General features: G+C 43.5%; 26 protein-coding genes and 1 tRNA gene. 18 read left to right on the plus strand and 9 right to left on the minus strand.

What is annotated here, in order from left to right:
* Nucleotides 1-10 precede the first annotated feature (10 nt).
* From QDI94_RS08850 to QDI94_RS08865, 4 genes are all read right to left on the minus strand, one after another.
* The gene (locus QDI94_RS08850) at nucleotides 11-841 is read right to left on the minus strand and encodes a prephenate dehydrogenase (protein ID WP_278868402.1); all 831 of its coding nucleotides are present in this window, start codon (nucleotides 839-841) and stop codon (nucleotides 11-13) included.
* 88 nt (nucleotides 842-929) lie between these two features.
* Nucleotides 930-1,946 (minus strand): 3-deoxy-7-phosphoheptulonate synthase, encoded by a 1,017-nt coding sequence (gene aroF / locus QDI94_RS08855; RefSeq protein ID WP_278868412.1) that lies wholly within the window; start codon nucleotides 1,944-1,946, stop codon nucleotides 930-932.
* A gap of 110 nt (nucleotides 1,947-2,056) precedes the next feature.
* Nucleotides 2,057-2,593 (minus strand): shikimate kinase, encoded by a 537-nt coding sequence (locus tag QDI94_RS08860; protein WP_278418206.1) that lies wholly within the window; start codon nucleotides 2,591-2,593, stop codon nucleotides 2,057-2,059.
* A gap of 18 nt (nucleotides 2,594-2,611) precedes the next feature.
* Complete coding sequence (locus tag QDI94_RS08865; protein WP_278868414.1) at nucleotides 2,612-3,457, minus strand: shikimate dehydrogenase family protein; 846 nt, start codon at nucleotides 3,455-3,457, stop codon at nucleotides 2,612-2,614.
* Between the two features lie 245 nt (nucleotides 3,458-3,702).
* On the opposite strand from QDI94_RS08865, the gene acpP reads away from it, so the two are divergent.
* The 6 genes from acpP to QDI94_RS08895 all read left to right on the plus strand — a co-directional run bounded on the left by acpP (nucleotide 3,703) and on the right by QDI94_RS08895 (nucleotide 9,011).
* On the plus strand, nucleotides 3,703-3,930 hold the full coding sequence (gene acpP / locus QDI94_RS08870) for an acyl carrier protein (RefSeq protein WP_101029746.1): 228 nt from the start codon (nucleotides 3,703-3,705) through the stop codon (nucleotides 3,928-3,930).
* A gap of 213 nt (nucleotides 3,931-4,143) precedes the next feature.
* Entirely contained in the window at nucleotides 4,144-5,583 is a 1,440-nt protein-coding gene (gene proS / locus QDI94_RS08875) for a proline--tRNA ligase (RefSeq protein ID WP_278474684.1), read from the plus strand.
* Nucleotides 5,584-5,623: 40 nt separating this feature from the next.
* The gene (locus QDI94_RS08880; protein WP_101029748.1) at nucleotides 5,624-5,812 is read left to right on the plus strand and encodes an antitoxin VbhA family protein; all 189 of its coding nucleotides are present in this window, start codon (nucleotides 5,624-5,626) and stop codon (nucleotides 5,810-5,812) included.
* A 72-nt stretch (nucleotides 5,813-5,884) separates the two neighbouring features.
* Nucleotides 5,885-6,817 carry a homoserine O-acetyltransferase MetA gene (gene metA, locus QDI94_RS08885; RefSeq protein WP_046431362.1) on the plus strand — a complete coding sequence of 311 codons (933 nt, stop codon included), beginning with the start codon at nucleotides 5,885-5,887 and terminating at the stop codon, nucleotides 6,815-6,817.
* A 120-nt stretch (nucleotides 6,818-6,937) separates the two neighbouring features.
* Nucleotides 6,938-7,753, plus strand: coding sequence for a glutamate 5-kinase (proB, locus tag QDI94_RS08890; RefSeq protein WP_278418213.1), 816 nt, complete (start codon nucleotides 6,938-6,940; stop codon nucleotides 7,751-7,753).
* A 13-nt stretch (nucleotides 7,754-7,766) separates the two neighbouring features.
* Nucleotides 7,767-9,011 carry a glutamate-5-semialdehyde dehydrogenase gene (locus tag QDI94_RS08895; RefSeq protein ID WP_278868417.1) on the plus strand — a complete coding sequence of 415 codons (1,245 nt, stop codon included), beginning with the start codon at nucleotides 7,767-7,769 and terminating at the stop codon, nucleotides 9,009-9,011.
* Here QDI94_RS08895 and QDI94_RS08900 read toward each other — a convergent pair whose 3' ends face one another.
* From QDI94_RS08900 to QDI94_RS08910, 3 genes are read right to left on the minus strand one after another with little or no spacing between them, the layout of a single operon-like run.
* Entirely contained in the window at nucleotides 9,012-9,296 is a 285-nt protein-coding gene (locus QDI94_RS08900; protein ID WP_021883466.1) for a hypothetical protein, read from the minus strand.
* Between the two features lie 14 nt (nucleotides 9,297-9,310).
* Nucleotides 9,311-9,664: a hypothetical protein gene (locus QDI94_RS08905; protein WP_101029752.1), complete on the minus strand. Its 354-nt coding sequence runs from the start codon at nucleotides 9,662-9,664 to the stop codon at nucleotides 9,311-9,313.
* A gap of 1 nt (nucleotide 9,665) precedes the next feature.
* Entirely contained in the window at nucleotides 9,666-9,902 is a 237-nt protein-coding gene (locus tag QDI94_RS08910) for a hypothetical protein (RefSeq protein ID WP_015523224.1), read from the minus strand.
* A 57-nt stretch (nucleotides 9,903-9,959) separates the two neighbouring features.
* Between QDI94_RS08910 and QDI94_RS08915 the strand changes: the two genes are divergently transcribed.
* The 10 genes from QDI94_RS08915 to QDI94_RS08960 all read left to right on the plus strand — a co-directional run bounded on the left by QDI94_RS08915 (nucleotide 9,960) and on the right by QDI94_RS08960 (nucleotide 16,963).
* Nucleotides 9,960-10,430 carry a metallophosphoesterase gene (locus QDI94_RS08915; RefSeq protein WP_278868422.1) on the plus strand — a complete coding sequence of 157 codons (471 nt, stop codon included), beginning with the start codon at nucleotides 9,960-9,962 and terminating at the stop codon, nucleotides 10,428-10,430.
* Nucleotides 10,431-10,492: 62 nt separating this feature from the next.
* Nucleotides 10,493-11,356: a DNA polymerase III subunit delta' gene (locus tag QDI94_RS08920; protein ID WP_169923321.1), complete on the plus strand. Its 864-nt coding sequence runs from the start codon at nucleotides 10,493-10,495 to the stop codon at nucleotides 11,354-11,356.
* On the plus strand, nucleotides 11,344-12,210 hold the full coding sequence (locus QDI94_RS08925) for a PSP1 domain-containing protein (protein WP_101029755.1): 867 nt from the start codon (nucleotides 11,344-11,346) through the stop codon (nucleotides 12,208-12,210). The genes QDI94_RS08920 and QDI94_RS08925 overlap by 13 nt, the downstream gene beginning before the upstream one ends.
* 144 nt (nucleotides 12,211-12,354) lie before the next feature.
* Nucleotides 12,355-12,525 (plus strand): DUF362 domain-containing protein, encoded by a 171-nt coding sequence (locus QDI94_RS08930; RefSeq protein ID WP_101029756.1) that lies wholly within the window; start codon nucleotides 12,355-12,357, stop codon nucleotides 12,523-12,525.
* A gap of 76 nt (nucleotides 12,526-12,601) precedes the next feature.
* On the plus strand, nucleotides 12,602-13,342 hold the full coding sequence (locus QDI94_RS08935) for a tRNA1(Val) (adenine(37)-N6)-methyltransferase (RefSeq protein WP_278474692.1): 741 nt from the start codon (nucleotides 12,602-12,604) through the stop codon (nucleotides 13,340-13,342).
* A complete protein-coding gene (gene rsmI, locus QDI94_RS08940) occupies nucleotides 13,339-14,163 on the plus strand; it encodes a 16S rRNA (cytidine(1402)-2'-O)-methyltransferase (protein WP_278474695.1) in 825 nt (274 codons plus the stop codon). The genes QDI94_RS08935 and rsmI overlap by 4 nt, the downstream gene beginning before the upstream one ends.
* Nucleotides 14,164-15,474 (plus strand): bifunctional folylpolyglutamate synthase/dihydrofolate synthase, encoded by a 1,311-nt coding sequence (locus QDI94_RS08945; RefSeq protein WP_278868424.1) that lies wholly within the window; start codon nucleotides 14,164-14,166, stop codon nucleotides 15,472-15,474.
* A gap of 100 nt (nucleotides 15,475-15,574) precedes the next feature.
* Complete coding sequence (locus QDI94_RS08950; protein WP_278418222.1) at nucleotides 15,575-15,877, plus strand: STAS domain-containing protein; 303 nt, start codon at nucleotides 15,575-15,577, stop codon at nucleotides 15,875-15,877.
* A complete protein-coding gene (gene spoIIAB / locus QDI94_RS08955; RefSeq protein WP_278868427.1) occupies nucleotides 15,874-16,314 on the plus strand; it encodes an anti-sigma F factor in 441 nt (146 codons plus the stop codon). The genes QDI94_RS08950 and spoIIAB overlap by 4 nt, the downstream gene beginning before the upstream one ends.
* Complete coding sequence (locus QDI94_RS08960) at nucleotides 16,304-16,963, plus strand: sigma-70 family RNA polymerase sigma factor (RefSeq protein WP_278868430.1); 660 nt, start codon at nucleotides 16,304-16,306, stop codon at nucleotides 16,961-16,963. Before spoIIAB ends, QDI94_RS08960 begins: the two co-directional genes overlap by 11 nt.
* A gap of 109 nt (nucleotides 16,964-17,072) precedes the next feature.
* On the opposite strand, the gene QDI94_RS08965 is transcribed toward QDI94_RS08960, so the two are convergent.
* Nucleotides 17,073-17,711, minus strand: a complete 639-nt coding sequence (locus QDI94_RS08965) for a zinc-ribbon domain-containing protein (RefSeq protein ID WP_176789791.1) — start codon at nucleotides 17,709-17,711, stop codon at nucleotides 17,073-17,075.
* Nucleotides 17,712-17,873: 162 nt separating this feature from the next.
* Here QDI94_RS08965 and QDI94_RS08970 point away from each other — a divergent pair, with 162 nt between their 5' ends.
* Nucleotides 17,874-18,200 carry a helix-turn-helix domain-containing protein gene (locus QDI94_RS08970; RefSeq protein ID WP_101029764.1) on the plus strand — a complete coding sequence of 109 codons (327 nt, stop codon included), beginning with the start codon at nucleotides 17,874-17,876 and terminating at the stop codon, nucleotides 18,198-18,200.
* Nucleotides 18,201-18,348: 148 nt separating this feature from the next.
* Nucleotides 18,349-18,425 (plus strand) — tRNA-Ile (locus QDI94_RS08975).
* Nucleotides 18,426-18,728: 303 nt separating this feature from the next.
* Here QDI94_RS08975 and ppdK read toward each other — a convergent pair.
* Nucleotides 18,729-21,356, minus strand: a complete 2,628-nt coding sequence (gene ppdK, locus QDI94_RS08980) for a pyruvate, phosphate dikinase (protein WP_278868433.1) — start codon at nucleotides 21,354-21,356, stop codon at nucleotides 18,729-18,731.
* Nucleotides 21,357-21,528 lie beyond the last annotated feature (172 nt).

Consider the following 21,528-nt stretch of genomic DNA (forward strand, 5'->3'; position numbering starts at 1 on the left):
TCCTTCCTCTTTATTCTCCGAGTGCCTGTTTGACCTCTCTGCCCTTTTCAAGAAGAGCCTTGAGAGCGTCAGTATCTTCGGCTTTTATCGCATCTTTGATTTTTGTAATGTTTTCTATAAGTATATCAAGCTCGGAAATGAGCGGATCCTTGTTTTCAAGGAAAAGCTCACTCCAGAGCGTTGAATTTATGTTTGCAACTCTCGAAACATCTCGGTAGCTTCCTGCCGAAAAGCCTTTGTGGTTCGGACAGCACGGACTTAAAACATATGAACACGCAAGCACATGCGGAAGCTGTGATGTGAAGGCAATCATTCTGTCGTGTTCTTCGGGAGTTGTGATTTTTACTGTGCCAAAGCCGATTGATTTTGCAAAGTCGGACAGCATATTTACAACGCTGTCACTAGCCTTGCACGGAACGATAATGTAGCTTGCATTTTTGTAAAGGTCGGCGTCCGAAACATCAAAACCGTTTGTTTCCTTGCCTGCCATCGGATGACTGCCGGCAAAAACAAAGCCGAATTTTTCGGAAAGCTCTGTCATCTGCGGACAAATTGCCCTCTTTATGCCGGAAACATCAGTTACAACCGCACCTTTTTTTATGTACTCGCCGTACCTTGAAACATAGTCAACAACCGCCTGCGGATACATTGAAAGGATAATTAGGTCTGCGTTTTCAAGACTTTCGTGTGTGCCGATTTCGTCAATCGCACCTTCTTTTAAAGCCTTTTCGGCAGTAGATTTTGTTCTGTTGATACCGATTACACGGTGGTCGGTGTACTTTTTTATCGCCTTGCAAAAACTGCCGCCGATAATCCCGAGTCCTACAACTGCAATATTCACTGCATTAGCCTCCGTTTGTGTATTCTTTAATAAAGTTAATTAAAGTCCAAATCGGTACGGTTGAAAAACCGTACCGAAAGTAAAAATCTTAATTCAATTTGTCAACAGCCTTTTTTAAGCCGAAAACCTTCTTTGCAACTCCGTCAAACTGCTTTGGAGTAAGTGACTGCGCACCGTCCGAAAGTGCGTGCGGCGGATCGTTGTGAACCTCTATGATAAGACCATCTGCACCTGCGGCAACTGCTGCCATTGCAAGCGGTTCAACAAGCCATGACTTGCCGGACGCATGGCTCGGGTCAACAATAACAGGAAGGTGAGAAAGCCTTTTGATAATCGGGATAGCCGAAATATCAAGAGTGTTTCTTGTGAATGTTTCGTATGTGCGGATACCTCTTTCACAGAGCATAACCTTATCGTTACCGCCTGCCATAATATATTCGGCACTCATGAGCCATTCTTCGATTGTTGCGGAAAGACCTCTCTTGAGAAGGATAGGCTTGTCAATTTTGCCGAGTTCCTTGAGAAGCTCAAAGTTCTGCATATTTCTTGCACCAACCTGAATAATATCCACATTCTCGAACATATCAATGTGTGATGCTCTCATAATTTCTGTTACAATCGGCAGACCTGTTTCTCTTCTTGCTGTTTTGAGAAGATCAAGTCCTTCTGCCTTGAGTCCCTGAAAAGCGTATGGTGAAGTACGGGGCTTGAATGCACCGCCTCTGAGAAGTGTTGCGCCCGATGCCTTGACATCCTTTGCAATCTGAACAATCTGCTCCTCGCTTTCAACAGAGCAGGGGCCTGCCATAATGTGCAGACTGCCGTCACCGATTGTTACATTGTCATTGATTTTAATGACTGTATCGTCGGGGTGGAACTTTCTGTTAGCCTTTTTGTACGGCTCCTGAACTCTCTTTACATTTTCAACAATGTCCTGAGCGTCAATATACTCAATGTCAATCTTTGTTGTATCGCCGATAAGACCGAGTACGGTTGACTGAACACCGTCCCACTTATTAACCTTTACATCATAGCTCTCTTTGAGCATATTTGTGAATTTTGTAATCTGCTCCTCTGTTGCAGACGGTTTTAATACTATAATCATTGCTTTAATTTCCTTTCAATTCACTTTTGACGAAACGAATCGAAGTTCGCCATATTTCTTTAGTCATTTTAGCACTTTAAAGCGTGATAGTCAATAGAATAAATGCAGAATCAAGCGTTTTTATGCGGTTTTTCAGCCACATCTGTACCGTTTACTGCGTCGATTATTGCAAAAGCGGTTTTTAACGGTGTGTTTTGACCCTTTATCACAATATCAGCAGCGGCATGATATATTGGATATCTGTTGTTATACAGGTCTTTCATAACCCTGTCCCTGTCGGGTCGCTGAAGAAGGGGTCTTGTCGTGTCATTTTTAAGACGGTTCTTGATGATTCCGAGCGGAACATCAAGAAAAACAATTTTGTCCTTGCCCTTGAAGGCCTCAACATTTCTCTTGAATGTAAACGCACCGCCGCCCGATGCAATTACAAGACCTTCAAGCCCTGCAAGCTCAACACAGGCATCATGTTCCATATCACGAAACTTTTCTTCGCCGAACTTTTCAAATATTTCGGAAACGGTCATTCCTGCCTTTTGTGCAATGTATGAGTCCATATCAAGGAATTTTCTTCCCGATTTTCTTGCAATGTTTTTGCCTACGGTTGACTTTCCGCAACCCATAAATCCGCATAAAACTATGTTGTTCACTTTAAATTTCTCCGTTCATCAGAAATTCTTTTCAAGCTCTTTTGCAGAGTCGATACAAAGCTGAGCAATGTCGCCCTTGTCATAAACAGAGCCGTCCCAATGTTCGTGAGAAACAACTGCCTGCCATACGAGCATTGCCATTCCGCTTTCGGCTGTTGCACCGTTTGCCCTTGCCTTTTTAACAAGCATTGTTTCAAGCGGATTGTAAACAGCGTCAAATACATTTGTACAACGGTTTATTACACTGTCGCTTACAGGCTGATTTTCAATCTTAGGATACATTCCTATGGGAGTTGCGTTGATAAGCACATCAATGTCGCCCGAAAGTTCGTCAATAAGGCAGAAGCTTACATCGCAACCTGCAACTGTTTTTCCGATTTCATCGCATAAAGCCTCGGCAATTTTCAAATCCTCTTTTCTTACGGCAAAGAGGAGGGGCTGTTTTTTGAGAACGACCTCATACGCCATTGTTCTTGCAACACCGCCGCAGCCGATAATTACGATTCTGCCGTTAAGCATAATTCCTGCCGCGTCAAGAGCCTTTAAAAATCCGTCGGGATCTGTTGTGTAGCCCTTTGAAATGCCGTTTTTATTTGAAACGGTGTTTACACTGCCGTACATCTCGGCCTTTGCGTCAATTTCGTCAAGAAACGGAATAACAGCCTGCTTATGCGGAATTGTAATGTTAAATCCGTCAAGCCTTGAAAGGGTATTTTTAAATTCATATTCAAGATTTTCGGGAGCAATGTCCAGCTTTGTATATTCGGCTTTGATGCCCTGAAGTTCAAAAAGTCTTGTGTGTATAAACGGTGACATTGTGTGACCGATTGGGTGACCGATTACGGCAAATTTTTTGGTTTCCATAATAAAAAAATACCTCCGAGGTTCATATTTTTAGCTATGCAGAAATAAACTTAAAAGAAATTATTTATGCAAAAATCAGAAATTTTTCAAAAAATTTCAAATATATATTGACAAAGGGGTAAATAATCAATAATATAAGGGAAGTAGAGCAATCCGTTTGCTTTCATACCATTGTAGCATAAACCAAGTGCTTTTGTCTATAATTTACTTTGGACAATCAATATTTTTACCGGGAGGAATTAGTAATGGTATTAGAAAAAGTTAAGGCAATTCTTGCTGAACAGTTTGATGTTGAAGAGGATAAGATTACTGCCGACACAGATCTTCAGGAAGATCTCGGCGCAGATTCACTCGATGTTGTTGACCTTCTTATGTCAATCGAAGACGAGTTCGAGGTTGAAGTTCCCGATGAGGAAATCGAAAACATCAAGACTGTAGGTTCACTCGTTTCTTACATTGAGGCTCATTCATAATTAAATCTTTAATTTTTTCGCATTTTTTGAGAGGTCGTTTTGCGGCCTCTTTTTGTTTTGCCGAAAAGGTTGAAAATTCAGAGATTTAGTGTATAATCTATAGTGCGGGTGTTTTTCACCTCTATGGGTTGAAAACACCTCGGAATTTTATGTGTGACATTTTAAATATGTTAAAAATAAGTAAAATTAAATTTTTACGGAGGGAATATAAAAATGGCAAACAACAAAAAAATGGTTGAAGCTATCACAAGCAGAGATGAGGACTTTGCAAAATGGTACACCGACATCGTTAAAAAAGCTGAGCTCGTTGACTATTCGGGCGTAAAGGGTTGTATGGTTATCCGCCCCTACGGCTACGCTATCTGGGAAAATATTCAGGCTGACCTTGACCGCCGTTTCAAAGAAACAGGTCACGAGAATGTTTATATGCCTATGTTTATTCCCGAAAGTCTTTTACAGAAAGAAAAAGACCATGTTGAGGGCTTTGCTCCCGAATGTGCATGGGTTACTGTAGGCGGTCAGGAAAAGCTTCAGGAGCGTCTTTGCGTTCGTCCTACATCGGAAACTCTTTTCTGTGAGCATTATAAAAAGATTATCAACACATACCGTGATCTTCCGAAGCTCTACAACCAGTGGTGCAGCGTTGTAAGATGGGAAAAGACAACCCGTCCGTTCCTTCGTACATCGGAATTCCTCTGGCAGGAAGGTCATACAATGCATGAAACCGAAGAAGAAGCAAGAGAAGAAACGCTCAGAATGTTACATGTTTATTCTGATTTCTACAAGGAAACTCTTGCTATTCCGGCAGTAATCGGCAGAAAGACAGAAAAAGAAAAGTTCGCAGGTGCCGAAGAAACCTACACAATCGAGCCGATGATGCACAACGGTGTTGCTCTTCAGGGCGGTACATCACACTACTTCGGTGACGGCTTTGCAAAGAGCTTTGGCATCACATACACAGGCAAGGACAACAAGCTTCATTATCCGCATCAAACATCATGGGGTGTTTCTACAAGAATGATCGGTGCGCTCATTATGGTTCACTCTGATGATGACGGTCTTGTTCTTCCGCCAAAGATTTCTCCTATTCAGGTTGCACTCATTCCTGTTGCACAGCACAAAGAGGGTGTTCTTGAAAAGGCAGAGGAGCTTAGAAAGGCACTTGCCGAAAAGTTCAGAGTAAAACTTGATTCTTCAGACCACGCTCCCGGCTGGAAGTTTGCCGAGTACGAGATGAAGGGCGTGCCTGTAAGAGTTGAAATCGGTCCTAAGGATATTGAAAAGAATCAGTGCGTAGTTGTTCGCCGTGATACACGTGAAAAGGCATTTGTTTCAATTGATGAGCTTGTACCGTTTGTTGAAAACCTTATGACCACAATTCACAACGATATGTATGACCGTGCTCTTAAAAACACACAGGAAAAGACATTCACAGCAACAACATTTGATGAGTTCGTTGACACAGCCAAGAACAAGCCCGGCTTTATCAAGGCTATGTGGTGCGGCGATACAGCCTGTGAAGAAAAAATCAAAGAAGTTACAGGCGGCGTAAAGAGCAGATGTATCCCATTCAACGAGGAGCATCTCTCGGATGTATGCGTATGCTGCGGCAAGCCTGCAAAGCATATGGTATTCTGGGGTAAGCAGTATTAATTTGTAAATAAAGTCAATAATATTTTCGGAGGCGACGGGAATGCAGTCGGTTGATTTGAAAAAGCGTAGGCGTGCAGTAAAAATTGCAAATGCCGTAAACAGTATCGAGGATGTTCCTGCCTCTGAAAGTTCAAAATTGTTGTCAGACCGTTGGTCAAACGGTGAAATAACAACCGAACAGATGAAGACAGAGTTGCTTGTAAAATATAAGACATCAATAGTACAATGACAGGTTCGGGACGCTAAGGTATGATATAAGCCTTACTGTCTGCTCGTAAGAAAAAATAAAGGTGGCGAGAAAATGCCAATCAAGGTACAAAGTAATCTTCCGGCAATCAAGGTGCTGGAATCGGAAAATATTTTCGTAATGCCGAACGAGGTCGCTCTCAGGCAGGATATCCGTCCGCTGAAAATTCTTATTCTGAATCTTATGCCGACAAAAATCGAAACCGAAACCCAGCTTTTAAGGCTGCTCGGCAACAGTCCTCTGCAGGTTGATATCGAGCTTTTGCAGATGGCATCACACACCTCTAAAAACACCTCTCCGCATCATCTGACAACCTTTTACAAGACCTTTAATCAGGTGAAGAACGAGAGCTTTGACGGAATGATTATCACGGGTGCGCCTGTTGAACAGCTCGACTTTGAAGAGGTCGATTACTGGGGCGAGCTTTGTGAAATTATGGAGTGGTCAAAGCATAATGTATGCTCAACATTCCACATCTGCTGGGGCGCTCAGGCAGGTCTTTATTATCACTACGGCATAAAAAAGCACCTTTTGCCCGAAAAATTAAGCGGAATTTACACCCACAAGGTGCTTGTTCCGCATCATAAGCTTATGAGAGGCTTTGACGATACATTCACAATCCCTCATTCAAGGCATACGGGAATTGATGAAGAGGCGTTGAAAAGGTGCAGAGGGCTTGAAGTACTTGCTGTTTCCGAGATTGCAGGTTCATGCGTAATTTGCAGCCGAAACGGCAGACAGGTGTTTGTTACAGGTCACGCAGAGTATGACCGTGACACCCTTGCCAAGGAATATTTCAGAGATAAAAACAAGGGACTCAATCCGAATGTTCCTTACAATTATTTTCCGAATGACGATGCGTCAAAAACTCCGCCGATGATATGGCGAAGCAACGCAACCTTGCTCTACACAAACTGGCTCAACTATTTCGTATATCAGGCAACTCCGTATGATCTCCGTGAGCTTATCAACAGATATCCTCACTAAATTAAATATAAAATCAACCCCGAAGTGCCAAAACTTCGGGGTTTTGTTATGTAAAGTGTTGTATTTATCATACACATTATGTTATAATTACCTTGATTGTACATAATGAAAAAGTGCAAAATGAAAATCCGCAACGAAACAGGTGTTTTTATGGAGAAAAAGCGTACCGTAATCAAGGTTGGCACTTCAACGCTGACTTATGAAAACGGAAAAATAAATTACAGAAGAGTTGAACAGCTTTGCAAGGTTCTTTCCGATTTGCAGAACCGCGGGGAACAGGTTATCTTTGTTTCTTCGGGTGCTATTGCTGTCGGAATGGGCAAGGCAGGACTTGATAAGCGACCTTCCGAAACCAAGAAAAAACAGGCTCTTGCCGCAATCGGTCAGTGTGAGCTTATGTTTATGTACGACAAGCTTTTCGGCGAGTACAACCACTCCGTTGCACAGCTGCTTCTTACGCGTTACGCTGTTGAAACAGAGCAGAAAAGGCAGAATGTTATCAACACAATTGATGAGCTTCTCAAAATGAACATTATCCCTGTAATCAACGAAAACGATACAGTTACAATTGATGAACTTGAGGGCAACAATTTCGGAGATAACGATATGCTTTCCGCAATTGTTGCAGGCCTTGTTTCCGCAGACAGACTTATCATTCTTACCGACATTGACGGTCTGTACGATTCAAACCCACGAACAAATCCAAATGCAAAAAAGCTTGATGTTATCGAGAAAATAAATGCCGAAATTCTTGAAATGGCGGCAGGTACCGGTTCAAACCGTGGCACAGGCGGTATGATTACAAAGCTTCATGCGGCTGATTATGCCACAAAACGAGGCGTTGAGGTCAGCGTTATCAACGGCTCAAATCCTGAAAATCTCTACGAAGTGATTGACGGGAAAAAAATCGGAACAAAATTTTTACCTGTTAAATAATCGGAGGAAAATTATGACTACACTTGAACAAATGGGCGCAAAGGCAAAAGAGGCGTCAAGATTTCTTATGACAGCCGGTTCAAAAAAGGACATTGCCCTCGGTGCAATTGCAGACGCACTCTGCGAAAACTGCGAGGAAATTCTTGCGGCTAACAAAATTGACCTTGAGAACGGTGAAAAAAGCGGTCTTACAGCGTCACTTCTCGACAGACTCAGACTGTCGGAGGAGAGAATCAACGGTATGGCTGACGGGGTAAGACAGGTTGCGGCTTTGCCCGATCCCGTGGGAAGAGTTCTTGACGGCAGAACCCTCAAAAACGGCTTGCAAATTGAAAAGGTAACAGTTCCGATGGGTGTTATCGGAATCATCTTTGAGGCAAGACCTAATGTAACTTCCGATGCTGCGGCTCTTTGCCTTAAAGCAGGCAGTGCCGTAATTCTTCGCGGCGGCAAGGAGGCTTTTCATTCAAATATGGCAATCGCAAAGGTTATGCGTGACGCACTTGAAAAGGCAGGATTTCCCCGTGACTGCGTAGCACTTGTTGAGGATACAACAAGACAGAGCGCAACAGAGCTTATGCAGCTTTCCGATTATCTCGATGTACTCATTCCCCGTGGCGGTGCAGGACTTATCAAAAGCGTTGTTGAAAATGCAAAGGTTCCCGTTATCGAAACAGGCGTAGGTAACTGCCATATCTATGTTGACAAGAGTGCAGATATTGAAATGGCGAAGAATATTGTTTTCAACGGCAAAACCTCTCGCCCATCTGTGTGCAATGCGCTTGAAACATTGCTTGTACACAAGGATATCGCAGAAAAAGCTCTGCCCGTAATCAAAGCAGAGCTTGATAAAAAGAATGTTGAAATCAGAGGCTGTGACAGAACAAAACAGATTCTCGGCGACTGCGTTGTTTCTGCAACGGAAGAAGATTATAGAATCGAATTTCTCGATTACATCATTGCCGTAAAGGTTGTTGACAACCTTGATGACGCAATTGCTCATATTCAGAAGTACAGTACAGGTCACAGCGAATGCATTGTGACAAGCGACTACAACAGTGCAAACGAGTTCACGGCACGAATTGATTCTGCGGCGGTTTATGTAAACGCATCAACCCGCTTTACCGACGGCGGAGAATTCGGACTCGGTGCAGAAATCGGAATTTCAACCCAGAAGCTCCACGCAAGAGGACCTATGGGACTTAACGAGCTTACAAGCTCAAAATATATCATCAGAGGAAACGGACAAATCCGATAATCACATCAGAAGATACATCAGCGCAAGCAGAACTGACGGATCGGTGTTTTCTTCCATAAGCAGTATCACAAGCAAAAGAATAAGGCTCTGCTCCTTGTTTTTGAACATCAGATTCAAAAGGCCGTCATCCTTTTTCGGAACGGGCGGTTCGGGAATTTCGGACTTTGGTTCTTCCTGCTTTTCGGGTTGTTTCGGAACTTCTCTTCTTGGTGCTTCACGATTGAACTGCGGCTTTCGGTGCATCTGCTGCGCACGGTTAAAAGCCTCCTCTTCAAAACTCGGCAAAAAATCACCTCCTGTCAGAACAATCCGTTTTCACGCAGCAACGGCATAAGGCGGAATAATTTCAGCATCTTTTCGGCTTTGTCAAGCTTTTCCTGCCGCTCATGTGAAAGAAACGGTCTGAGCGAATCAAGCAGTCGGGTGGTGTCATCGCTGTTGTTCAGTGAGCTTAAAAGCGGTGCAAATTTGGCAATTGTGCCGATCGTGTCGTCACCGCCAATCATTGACATAAGATTATTTTCGGGCGGTTTCGGCTTTGGCGGTTGTTTTTGCTCACCTGTCAGACCAAGCTGTGCCCCAAGACTTTGCACTTGTTTCATTGCCTCGGGGTTCTGCAAAATCTGATTGAGCTTATCCTGTAAATCCGACATATCATTCACCGCCGAGCAGTTTCATCAGCGCCTGAGCCTGCGGACTTTGCAAAAGTTTCTTTGCTTTTTCGGGATCCGACAGAACGCTCTCAATCTGTTTTGATTGATTCGGATTTGTATTTTTCAAAAGATTTTCTATGTTACCGCTTTGTGCGGCACTTTCAAGCTGTTCCTTAGAGATACCGTACTTTTTCGATACCTCACCGAGCAGTTTATTAACTTTTTTATTATCAGACATACCAACACCTCAACATATACTATGCGGAAATTTTATTTTTAGAACGGAGAATTTTCAATGCGTATTTTGGTAGTTTCGGACACTCACGGAGATCTTCGCAGTCTTATCAAAGCCGTTGACGCACAGCGCAAGGCGGAAATAATTGTGCATTGCGGCGACGGTGAAGAACAACAGCGTTTTTTAAAGGATAATTACAAAGACAAGATGATTGTTGCCGTAAGGGGCAACTGCGATTGGAACAGCTTTTTTCCGTCAAAGGAGATTTTTAAAGTCTGCGGTAAAACTGTCTTTGTAACACACGGACATCTCTATGACGCAAAATCGGGACTTTACCGCATTACCTCCGCCGCAAGAGAAGCAGGAGCGGATATTCTCCTCTTCGGTCATACACATATGCCTCTCACACTCTATGAGGACGGTCTGTATATTATGAACCCCGGTTCATGCCACGGATACTATGCGTCCTACGGCATTATCGACATCACCGACAAGGGCGAAATTGTTACCAATACCGTAGCCTTAAAATAACTGTGGAAATTGCAAAAATAAAATGATATAATTAAATGTGATAAATAAGCGGAGGTGGGATTTTGAATTTTGACGGATTTGATTTTGACGACAATATAAAACAAACCTTCAACACCCTTGATATTCAGGGCAGAGTTCCCCACGCTGTTGTAATAGAAAGCAGGGACAGCGAAAAGGCAATGAGCCTTGCCGTGTTTTTGTCAATGTATGCGGTGTGTACCGCACCGATAAAGCCCTGCGGCAGTTGTGAACAATGTCACAAGGCGAGGAATAAGGCACACCCTGACATTAAATATGTTGAACTCCCAAAGGACAGAAAGCAAAATTCAATTGAGCAGATGAGGGAGATAATCAAGGATTCAATCATCAAGCCGAACGATTCAAACGCAAAGGTGTATATATTTCCGTTTGCCGACACAAGACTGTCGGAGATTGTTCAAAATTCATTTCTTAAACTTCTTGAGGAACCGCCTCAGAATGTATATTTTATACTGCTCTGTGAAAATTCAAAAAAACTGCTCACGACAATTCTTTCACGCGCAAGCGTGTTCCGCCTGAAAACGAAAGATGTTTTCAGCGAAGACGCTGTGGAAGGGGCAAGGAAAATTATAAAAGGTATTCTATCGGCAAAGGAGTACGAACTGATGCAGGCACTCTATGCCCTCAGCGACAAAAGCCTTGCGGACGAAATTCTGCTTGCAGTAAAGCTGTTTCTGCGTGACGGAATGGCAAAGAGCATTGGAGCTGATGCGGTTTTTGACGAAGAGTGCGCAGGGGAGCTTGCAAGACGGTTTACTCGGGCAAAGCTGATTTCAATGATTGAGCTGACCGAGAACGCAAAACTGAAAATACCGAAACATATAAATATAAATCTCCTCACAACTTGGCTGTGCGGAGAATACAGGAGGATTTCATGGCAGAGATAATCGGAGTACGATTTAAAGAAGTTGGCAAAGTGTACTACTTTGATCCGCTTGACAATAAGCTTAACACAGGCGACAGGGTAATTGTTGAAACGGCAAGAGGTCTTGAGTGCGGGGAGGTTGCAACTCCTAACAAGACCGTTGACGATGCGGAGATTTCTCATCCGCTCAAGCCGTTAATCAGAATTGCAACCGAAAAAGACCTCAATCACCTTGCTGAAAACAAGCTTAAGGAAAGGGACGCATACAGAATCTGTGAACAGAAAATTGCCCATCACAAGCTTGAAATGAAGCTTGTAAATGTTGAATACACATTTGACAACAGCAAAATTCTTTTCTACTTCACAGCTGACGGAAGAGTTGACTTCCGCGCCCTTGTAAAAGACCTTGCGAGTGTATTCAGAACACGAATTGAGCTTCGCCAGATTGGCGTTCGTGATGAGGCAAAAATGCTCGGCGGACTCGGTATCTGCGGTAAGCCGTTCTGTTGCGCAAGCTTTATGGGTGAGTTCCAGCCCGTTTCAATCAAAATGGCAAAGGAGCAGGGCCTGTCACTCTCTCCCGTTAAAATTTCGGGAACCTGCGGCAGACTTATGTGCTGTCTTAAATATGAACAGGAGGCATACACAGACCTTCTTAAACACACCCCAAAGGTAGGAGCAATTGTAAATACTCCCGAAGGCAGAGGTCTTGTTGTTGAAAACAACCTGATTGCAGGAACTTTAAAGGTTAAGCTCAACAACACTCCCGAAGATGCCGCTCCGAAATCGTTCACAGTCAAGCAATGCAAGCTTGTCAAGGACGGCTACATCAAGCTTGACAAAAAGGAAATGGAAAAATTCAAGGAACTTGAATAATTTTTTGTAATGTGTACAGCGTTCGTCAAGTTGCAGTAAAAAAGAACTGTTTTTAGTTTAAAATATAAAATTTTTTCCAAAAGGTTGCTTTTTTCAAAATTTATGTTACAATAAAGGTGAAATTTATGAAGGAGGTATTTCCCTATGGCATATACTATCAGTGACGATTGCATCATGTGTGGTGCTTGTGCAGATAACTGCCCTTGCGAGGCTATTTCAGAAGGCGACGGCAAGTATGAAATCAATGCAGACGCTTGTGTTGATTGCGGTTCATGTGCTGAAGTTTGCCCCGTTGGCGCTCCACAGGAAGGCTGATTAAGGGTTAATCCACAAAGACAGGCGGCAGGGATTTCCTTGCCGCTTTTTAATTACTGTTTTCAGGGGAATACCGATGAATAATAAACATCTTGAACCGCTTGGCGGCGGTATTAAAATATATGTGTCAGACAGCTACCGTTTTTCAACGGACACAATCTTACTTGCCGATTTTTCAAAGCAAATCGGTGCGAAAAAATGTGTTGACCTCGGCACGGGTTGCGGAACGATTCCGCTTTTGTGGTACAAAAACAACAACCGCCTTGATATAACGGCGGTAGAAATACAGGAGAATGCCTGCAGGCTGTTTTCACAAAGTCTTGAATACAACAATCTTCAGGATAAAATCAGAATTGTAAACTCGGACTTAAACAAGCTTGACGGTGCATTGCCGCTCGGCTCGTTTGACCTTGTTGCCTGCAATCCGCCCTACAAAATCAGCGGAGGCGGAATTACAAATCCCGAAAACGCAAAGCTTGTTGCAAGGCACGAATCCGAATGTACGCTTGACGATGTGTGCCGCTGCGGTTCGTCGCTTTTACAGTTTGGAGGACGGCTCTGCATTTGTCAGCGCCCCGAAAGACTCGCCGACGCAATGGAGGCAATGCGTAAATATTCGGTTGAGCCGAAAAAATTAAGACTTGTTCAACAGCGAAAGTCAAAAGCTCCGAAGCTCTTTTTGCTTGAAGGCAGAAGGGGCGGCAAAAGGGGATTTCTTGAGGTTATGCCAACCCTTTTTATTGAGGACGAAAGCGGAAACTTTTCCGAAGAAATGCTGAACATCTACGGCAGTTACAAGGAGGACTATATAAATTGAGCGGAATTTTGTATGTAACGGGAACGCCGATCGGCAACCTCGGAGATTTTTCACCGAGAGCCGCAGAAACCCTCGAATCGGTTGATTTCATTGCGGCAGAGGACACAAGGGTAACGCTTAAGCTATTGAATCATTTCGGCATAAAAAAGCCTATGGTAAGCTATTTTGAACACAACAAGCGTGAGCGCGGCGAAATCATCTGCAACAGAATTGAACAGGGCGAAAATTGTGCAATTGTGACGGACGCCGGAATGCCGTGCATTTCCGATCCGGGTGAAGATTTGATAAAGCTCTGCGAGGAGCGTGGAATAAAAACCGTGGTGATTCCCGGACCGAGTGCCGTGATTTCCGCACTTGCGGTTTCGGGACTTGAAACAGGCAGATTTACATTTGAAGGCTTTTTGAGTGTGAACAAAAAGAGCCGCAGCGAGCATCTTGACAGCCTGAAAAACGAACACAGAACAATGATTTTCTACGAAGCACCACACAAGCTTCCGCAAACTCTCCGAGATTTGTACAGCTTTTTCGGTGACAGAAAGCTTTCGATTGTCCGTGAACTCACTAAAATTCACGAAGAAGTAATCCGCACCACAACAAAATATGCTGCGGAAAATTATGCGGACGGCAGTCTGAAGGGCGAATTTGTGCTTGTGCTTGAGGGCAAAAAGCAAGAGAAAAAATCCGAAGAATACACCCTTGAATTTGCGGTTGAAACCGCACGCAAGCTGATTGAAAACGGTGCAAAGCCCACCGAGGCGGCAAAAGAGGCGGCAAGTATAACAGGCTTTAAGAAAAATGAGATTTACAGGGAGCTGTTGTAAATGACATACGAAAACGCTGTTGAAAAAATTCATTCGCTTTTGACATTCGGTTCTCGTCCGGGACTTGACCGAATGAGAATTTTACTTGACAGGCTCGGAAATCCGCAGGACAGGCTGAAATTTATACACATTGCAGGTACGAACGGCAAAGGCTCGGTTTGTGCTATGCTTTCATCCGCACTTGTTGCGGCAGGCTACAAAACAGGCTTGTTCATTTCACCGTATATCACGGATTTTCGTGAGAGGATACAAATAAACAATTGTATGGTGAGCGAGTCCGTTCTCACGGATGCGGTTGAAAAAACTTTCCCTATTATCGAGCAACTGCGTGAAGAGGGCACAATCATCACAGAATTTGAGTATGTCAACGCTCTTCAATTTTATATACACGCAAATGCAGATTGTGACATTGTTGTTCTTGAAACAGGAATGGGCGGTCTGCTCGACTGCACCAATACTATAAAATCACCGCTTTGTGCCGTTATCACCACAATCGGACTTGACCACACGGCAATTCTCGGCGATACAATTGAAAAAATTGCACAGCAAAAATGCGGAATCTTCAAGCCCGACTCAATGGCGGTTACTTCAAAGCAGGATATCCGTGCAATGAAGGTTATTGAATCAACTGCAAGAGAAAAGAAAATCCCGCTTGCAACGAGCGAGAGCGTTAATATTGATGTCATCGAAACCACCTTAAAGGGCAGTCGCTTTATGTTTAACGGTGTTGAAATTTATCTTCCGCTTTCGGGTGATCATCAGCTTGAAAATGCAAAAACCGCACTTGCGACACTTGATATGCTCCGTTGCAATTCTCTGATTTCAATAACAGATGAGCAGATTGCAAACGGTTTTGCAAAGGCTGTCAACCCCGCAAGACTTGAGCTGTTGAGCGAAAAGCCGATTGTTCTGCTTGACGGTGCTCACAATCCTAACGGAATTGAGGCGCTTAAATCGGCAATCCAAAAATTCCTTCCGAATAAGTATATAATTGCAATCACGGGGATGCTTGCCGACAAGGATGTCAGCACTTCGGTAAAACTGCTTGACGGAGTTTTTGACAGAGTTTACACAGTTCCCGTTCACAATCCAAGGGCAATGCACCCTGCAAAGCTTATGCAACAGTATGCAAGATTTGTTGACGATACGGTAACCTTTGAAAGTGCCGAACACGCATTTGATATGGCTTTTGAACAGGCTGAAAAGACCGATTGTGCAGTTGTAATCTGTGGTTCGCTCTACCTTGCAGGCGAAATTCGTCCGTATATCATCAATAAAATTAAGGCTGAAAACGAATCAGCCGAAAAGTAAATTTTTCGTTACAACAGAATAAAACAAATTTTTTGCTCCGCACTTATTATCATTAAGATAACAGGTGCGGAGCTTTTATTTTTGAAAAGGACTGATAAAATTGCTGAAAACGGAATTTAAAAACAACATTCTCACGGCATATATTGACGGCGAAATCGACCACGATTCGGCGGCAGAGATACGCACGAAAATTGACGCCGCCGTTCAGACAAACAAACCTAAGCTTTTGTGCCTTGATTTTTCCAAGGTGTCGTTTATGGACTCATCGGGCATAGGTCTTGTAATGGGACGGTACCGTCAGATGAAGCTTGTCGGCGGAGCGTTGCGTGTAATCAATATTCCCGACAGATTGTACAGACTGTTTGAAATGTCGGGGCTTGAGGGTCTGGGGGTGTTGAGATGAAAACAGTAAATGAAATGAAACTTTGCGTGCCGTCAAAAGGCTGTAACGAGGCTTTTGCAAGGAGCGTAGTGTCTGCGTTTATAATGAACCTTGACCCGACTGTCAGCGAACTCAGCGACCTGAAAACCGCTGTGTCCGAGGCTGTGACAAACTGCATTGTTCACGGCTACCGCCGCCAAAGCGGAATGATTTACATAAACGGAAAAATCACCGCCGAAAACAAGGTGATAATCACAATCCGTGACAAAGGCTGCGGTATTCCCAATGTAAAAAAGGCAATGGAACCGCTGTTTACAACCGCTCCCGAAGAGGAGAGGGCGGGACTCGGCTTTGCAGTTATGCAGAGCTTTTGCGACAAGGTGCGTGTCCGTTCAAAGCCCGACAGCGGAACAACCGTAACTCTTGAAAAAATTATAGGTTCAGAAAATGACCGATAAAAATAAACTTGCCGATAAAAATATAGGGCTTGTCCATGCCTGTTGCAAACGATTTTCAGGCAAAGGAATAGAGTACGAAGAGCTTTTCGCATCGGGGTGTCTTGGACTTGCAAAGGCGATAAATAACTTTGATGAAAGCCGTAACCTGCAGTTTTCAACCTATGCCTTCCCCGTGATTATGGGCGAAATAAAGCGGCTTTTCCGTGACGGCGGTGCAGTCAGGGTAAGCCGCACATTAAAGGAGCTTTCGCTTGCGATATCAAGGCTTAACAATGAAAGCAGGCTGAAAAACGACAGAGAACTCACCGTGAGCGAGCTTGCCGAAAGGCTTGATACAAGCGAGGAAAAAATCATTGACGCACTTAACAGCGCAAGAGTTCCGCTCTCCCTGACTGCCGAATATGACAGCGAGGGCAACCCACAGCTTGATGTCCCGACAGATGATATTCAGGACGAAATCTCGGAACGATTGTCGCTTGAACAGGCGGTAAAATCCCTATGCGACACCGACAGAAAAATAATCCAACTGCGTTACTATCAAAGCAAAACCCAAACCCAGACCGCCAAAATTCTTTCTATGACGCAGGTTCAAATCAGCCGCAGAGAAAAGAAAATCCTTACTGCCATACGGGACAAAATGTCGGTGTAAAAGCAAAGTTATCAGTAGGGGCGTTCATTGGACGCCCGCACGGCGAGCCGCTATATTTTAATACCCACACATAAAAACAGGCTGTACAAATTTCGTACAGCCTGTCGCTTTATGGTTTTCTTGTGCCGCAACCGCATGTTCCGACATAATTTTGATTTATCTTTCCACACTTTGGACATTGCCAAACATCGGTTTGAGCCGAAATCGGTTCAAAATTCGGCTTTTGACAACTACAGTTTGAGCAATATCTTATGTTGGCAGGATTTGAATTTCCGCATTTCGGACACAGCCATTTTGTACTTACATTCGTTTTTTCGCGGCTTTCTTTTGTAATATAACTGTCAAATGCTTTATTTGCCGATGCGTTTACTTTTTGAATTGCACATGCAAAAATTATTGCAATTATTTCGAGAAATGCCGCAATCATCATACCTGTGAGATTTTCATCACGGTGATGATCTATATAAGATGATACATTCATTATAAATACGATTGTTGAAACAATTTCTAAAATAATAAATATAACTATATATACCATTCGTTCAGGGTGCTTTGCGCGGAAATCGGCAATAAATTCTTCTTTGTTTTTTATTGGTTCTTCATGCTTTTCGGTATGCTGTACATTAAAATTTTGATTTGCATTTTGATTAGAAAAATTATCTGATACAACATTTCCTATTTGTGCGCCGCAGTGCTGACAAAATACACTTCCGTCAGCAATTTGTTTGCCGCATTTTTGACAATACATAAATAATTCCTCCTTAAAATTACTGTGAAAATTCACAGCTTATATGAGAATTATAATGTAGATTTTCACACTTGTCAATTAAAATTCTAAAATTTCTCATAATTTCAAACAATAATTCGCAAAATACTTATAATTAAATTATTAAAGGTATGAGGTGATATTATGATTGGTGAACGCTTGCAGGAACTTCGCAAAGACCATGGAGTGTCGCAGGCACAGCTTGCGGAGCTTTTGGGCGTGTCACACTACACGATATCATCCTACGAATGTAACCGCAGTGACCCCGACGATAATTCAAAAATAATCATTGCAAAGCTTTTTGATGTGTCGGTCGATTACCTAATCGGTCTGATTGACGAACCGCTTTCGTTCAACCGCAATAACCGTTCCCTTCCGCTTCCTCAATCATTTACCAAAGCGGACTGCGACAATGTGCTTGATTATATAAAGTATCTTGAATTTAAAAAGAATAAATTCAATGAGCGTTAATTTCCAAAGTAACTCCGAGCATATTGTAATACAAAAATCATTGACAACGAAGGAAAAGTTTGTTATAATACTATTCGCGTGGTTCGGTTACAAAATGTGGCGGATTGATTTTGAAGTTTATTGATTTGTCAGACTGTAAACGGAATATGCGCCAATAGCTCAGTTGGTTAGAGCTACCGGCTCATAACCGGTCGGTCCGGGGTTCGAGTCCCTGTTGGCGCACCAAAGAAAAACCGCACTAAGAAGCCATTTTAGAGCTTTTTAGTGCGGTTATTTTTATATCTTTTGTATGCTAAAATATGCTGAAATACGCGAAAATCAGCTAAAAATGCATTGCAAATGCAAGGCAGAAAAAAAGCTGTGATATTCACCTTGCCTTTAATTTGTAACTTATTTCACAAAAGTTTTACCAAAATTGAAAGAGGCTGCGAAGAATGAAGTCTTAAACTTCATTTCTTCACAGCCTCTGATTTTATATCAGGATTAAACTTGTATTAAGTTACCTGTCAATACATCCGGTGTGCGGAATTACTTGTTTGCGATAGCAGCCTGAGCAGCAGCAAGACGAGCAATCGGAACACGGAACGGTGAACATGATACATAGTCAAGACCGATCTTGTGGCAGAACTCAACAGAAGAAGGATCGCCGCCGTGCTCACCGCAGATACCAACATGGAGCTTGTTGTTTACAGGCTTACCGAGTTTGATAGCTGTTTCCATGAGCTTGCCAACGCCTGTCTGGTCAAGCTTAGCGAATGGATCGTTCTCGAAGATCTTAGCATCATAGTAAGCGTTGAGGAACTTACCTGCGTCATCTCTTGAGAAGCCGTATGTCATCTGTGTAAGGTCGTTAGTACCGAAGCAGAAGAAGTCAGCTTCCGTAGCAATCTCATCAGCTGTAAGAGCAGCTCTTGGGATTTCGATCATTGTACCAACTTCGTACTTGAGGTCGATGCCTGCAGCAGCGATTTCAGCGTCAGCTGTTTCAACAACAACCTTCTTAACGAACTTGAGTTCCTTAACATCGCATACGAGCGGAATCATGATTTCAGGCTCAACTGTCCAGTCTGCGTGTGCCTTCTGAACATTGATAGCAGCACGGATAACTGCCTTTGTCTGCATCTTTGCAATTTCAGGATATGTTACTGCAAGACGGCAGCCACGGTGACCCATCATTGGGTTGAACTCGTGGAGTGAAGCGATGATTGTCTTAATGTCTTCAACGCTCTTGCCCTGAGCAGCTGCGAGCTTCTCAATGTCAGCTTCCTCTGTAGGAACGAACTCGTGAAGCGGCGGATCAAGGAATCTGATTGTTACAGGATTGCCTTCGAGTGCCTCATAAAGAGCCTCAAAGTCGCCCTGCTGATAAGGAAGAATCTTGTTAAGAGCAGCTTCTCTTTCTTCAACTGTATCTGAGCAGATCATCTCTCTGAATGCAGCAATTCTGTCCTCTTCAAAGAACATATGCTCTGTACGGCAAAGACCGATACCTTCAGCGCCGAGCTCACGAGCCTTCTTAGCGTCAGCAGGTGTATCAGCGTTTGTTCTAACCTTAAGAGTTCTGTACTTGTCAGCCCAAGCCATGATTCTGCCGAACTCACCTGCGATTGTAGCGTCAACTGTTGGGATAACGCCGTCGTAGATGTTACCTGTAGAACCGTCGATTGAAATGTAGTCACCCTCGTGGAATTCCTTGCCAGCGAGTGTGAACTTCTTGTTAGCCTCGTCCATTGCGATGTCACCGCAACCTGATACACAGCATGTACCCATACCACGAGCAACAACGGCAGCGTGTGATGTCATACCGCCACGAACTGTGAGGATACCCTGTGAAGCCTTCATACCTGTGATGTCTTCAGGTGAAGTTTCAAGACGAACGAGAACAACCTTTTCACCCTTAGCGTTCCAGTTTTCAGCATCTTCGGCTGTGAATACGATCTTACCGCAAGCAGCACCAGGAGAAGCGCCGAGGCCCTTACCGATTGGTGTAGCAGCCTTAAGAGCAGCAGCATCGAACTGTGGGTGAAGAAGTGTGTCAAGGTTACGAGGATCGATCATTGCAACAGCTTCTTCTTCTGTTCTCATGCCCTCGTCAACGAGGTCACAAGCAATTTTAAGAGCAGCCTGAGCTGTTCTCTTACCGTTTCTTGTCTGGAGCATATAGAGCTTCTTGTTTTCAACAGTGAACTCCATGTCCTGCATATCTCTGTAGTGGTTTTCAAGTGTCTGACAAACATTCTGGAACTGCTCGAAAGCTTCCGGGAACTCTTCAGCCATCTTAGCAATTGGCATAGGAGTACGAACACCTGCAACTACGTCTTCGCCCTGTGCGTTGATGAGGAACTCACCCATGAGCTTCTTCTCACCTGTAGCAGGATCTCTTGTAAATGCAACACCTGTACCGCAATCGTCACCCATGTTACCGAATGCCATTGACTGTACGTTAACGGCAGTACCCCATGAATAAGGGATATCGTTGTCACGACGGTAAACGTTTGCACGAGGGTTGTCCCATGAACGGAATACAGCCTTAACTGCGCCCATGAGCTGTTCCTTAGGATCGTCAGGGAAGTCCTGACCGATTTTCTCTTTGTATTCAGCCTTAAACTGGCCTGCAAGCTCCTTAAGATCGTCAGCTGTAAGCTCTACGTCGTAAGTAACGCCTCTCTCAGCCTTCATCTTGTCGATGAGCTCTTCAAAATATTTCTTACCTACTTCCATAACTACATCGGAATACATCTGAATGAATCTTCTGTAGCAGTCCCAAGCCCAACGAGGGTTGTTTGACTTCTTAGCGATAACTTCAACAACATCTTCGTTAAGACCGAGGTTAAGGATTGTATCCATCATACCCGGCATTGAAGCACGAGCACCTGAACGAACTGAAACGAGGAGGGGGTTCTCCTTGTCGCCGAACTTCTTGCCTGTGATCTCTTCCATCTTCTCGATGTACTCGTTAATCTGAGCCTGAATTTCAGCGTTGATTTCTTTGCCGTCCTCATAATACTGAGTACAAGCTTCTGTTGTAATTGTGAAGCCCTGTGGTACAGGAAGTCCAAGACCTGTCATTTCTGCAAGGTTGGCACCCTTACCGCCGAGGAGCTCACGCATGTTAGCATTACCTTCTGTAAAAAGGTAAACCCATTTGTTTGCCATAACTGGTAATCCTCCTAAAAATAAATTAAGATATACGGCTGTGGCAGACTTACCCCTTGGTAAAACCTGCCTGCTTGTATAAGCCTATCGAATATTATAACAAACTTTGGTCAAAATAGCTATATTTTTTTCAAACTTTTTTCTTATAAAAAACGAGTTTTATTTTCGACAA

Origin of the sequence: Ruminococcus bromii (assembly GCF_928721825.1) — a bacterium.
GTDB lineage: Bacteria > Bacillota > Clostridia > Oscillospirales > Acutalibacteraceae > Ruminococcoides > Ruminococcoides bromii.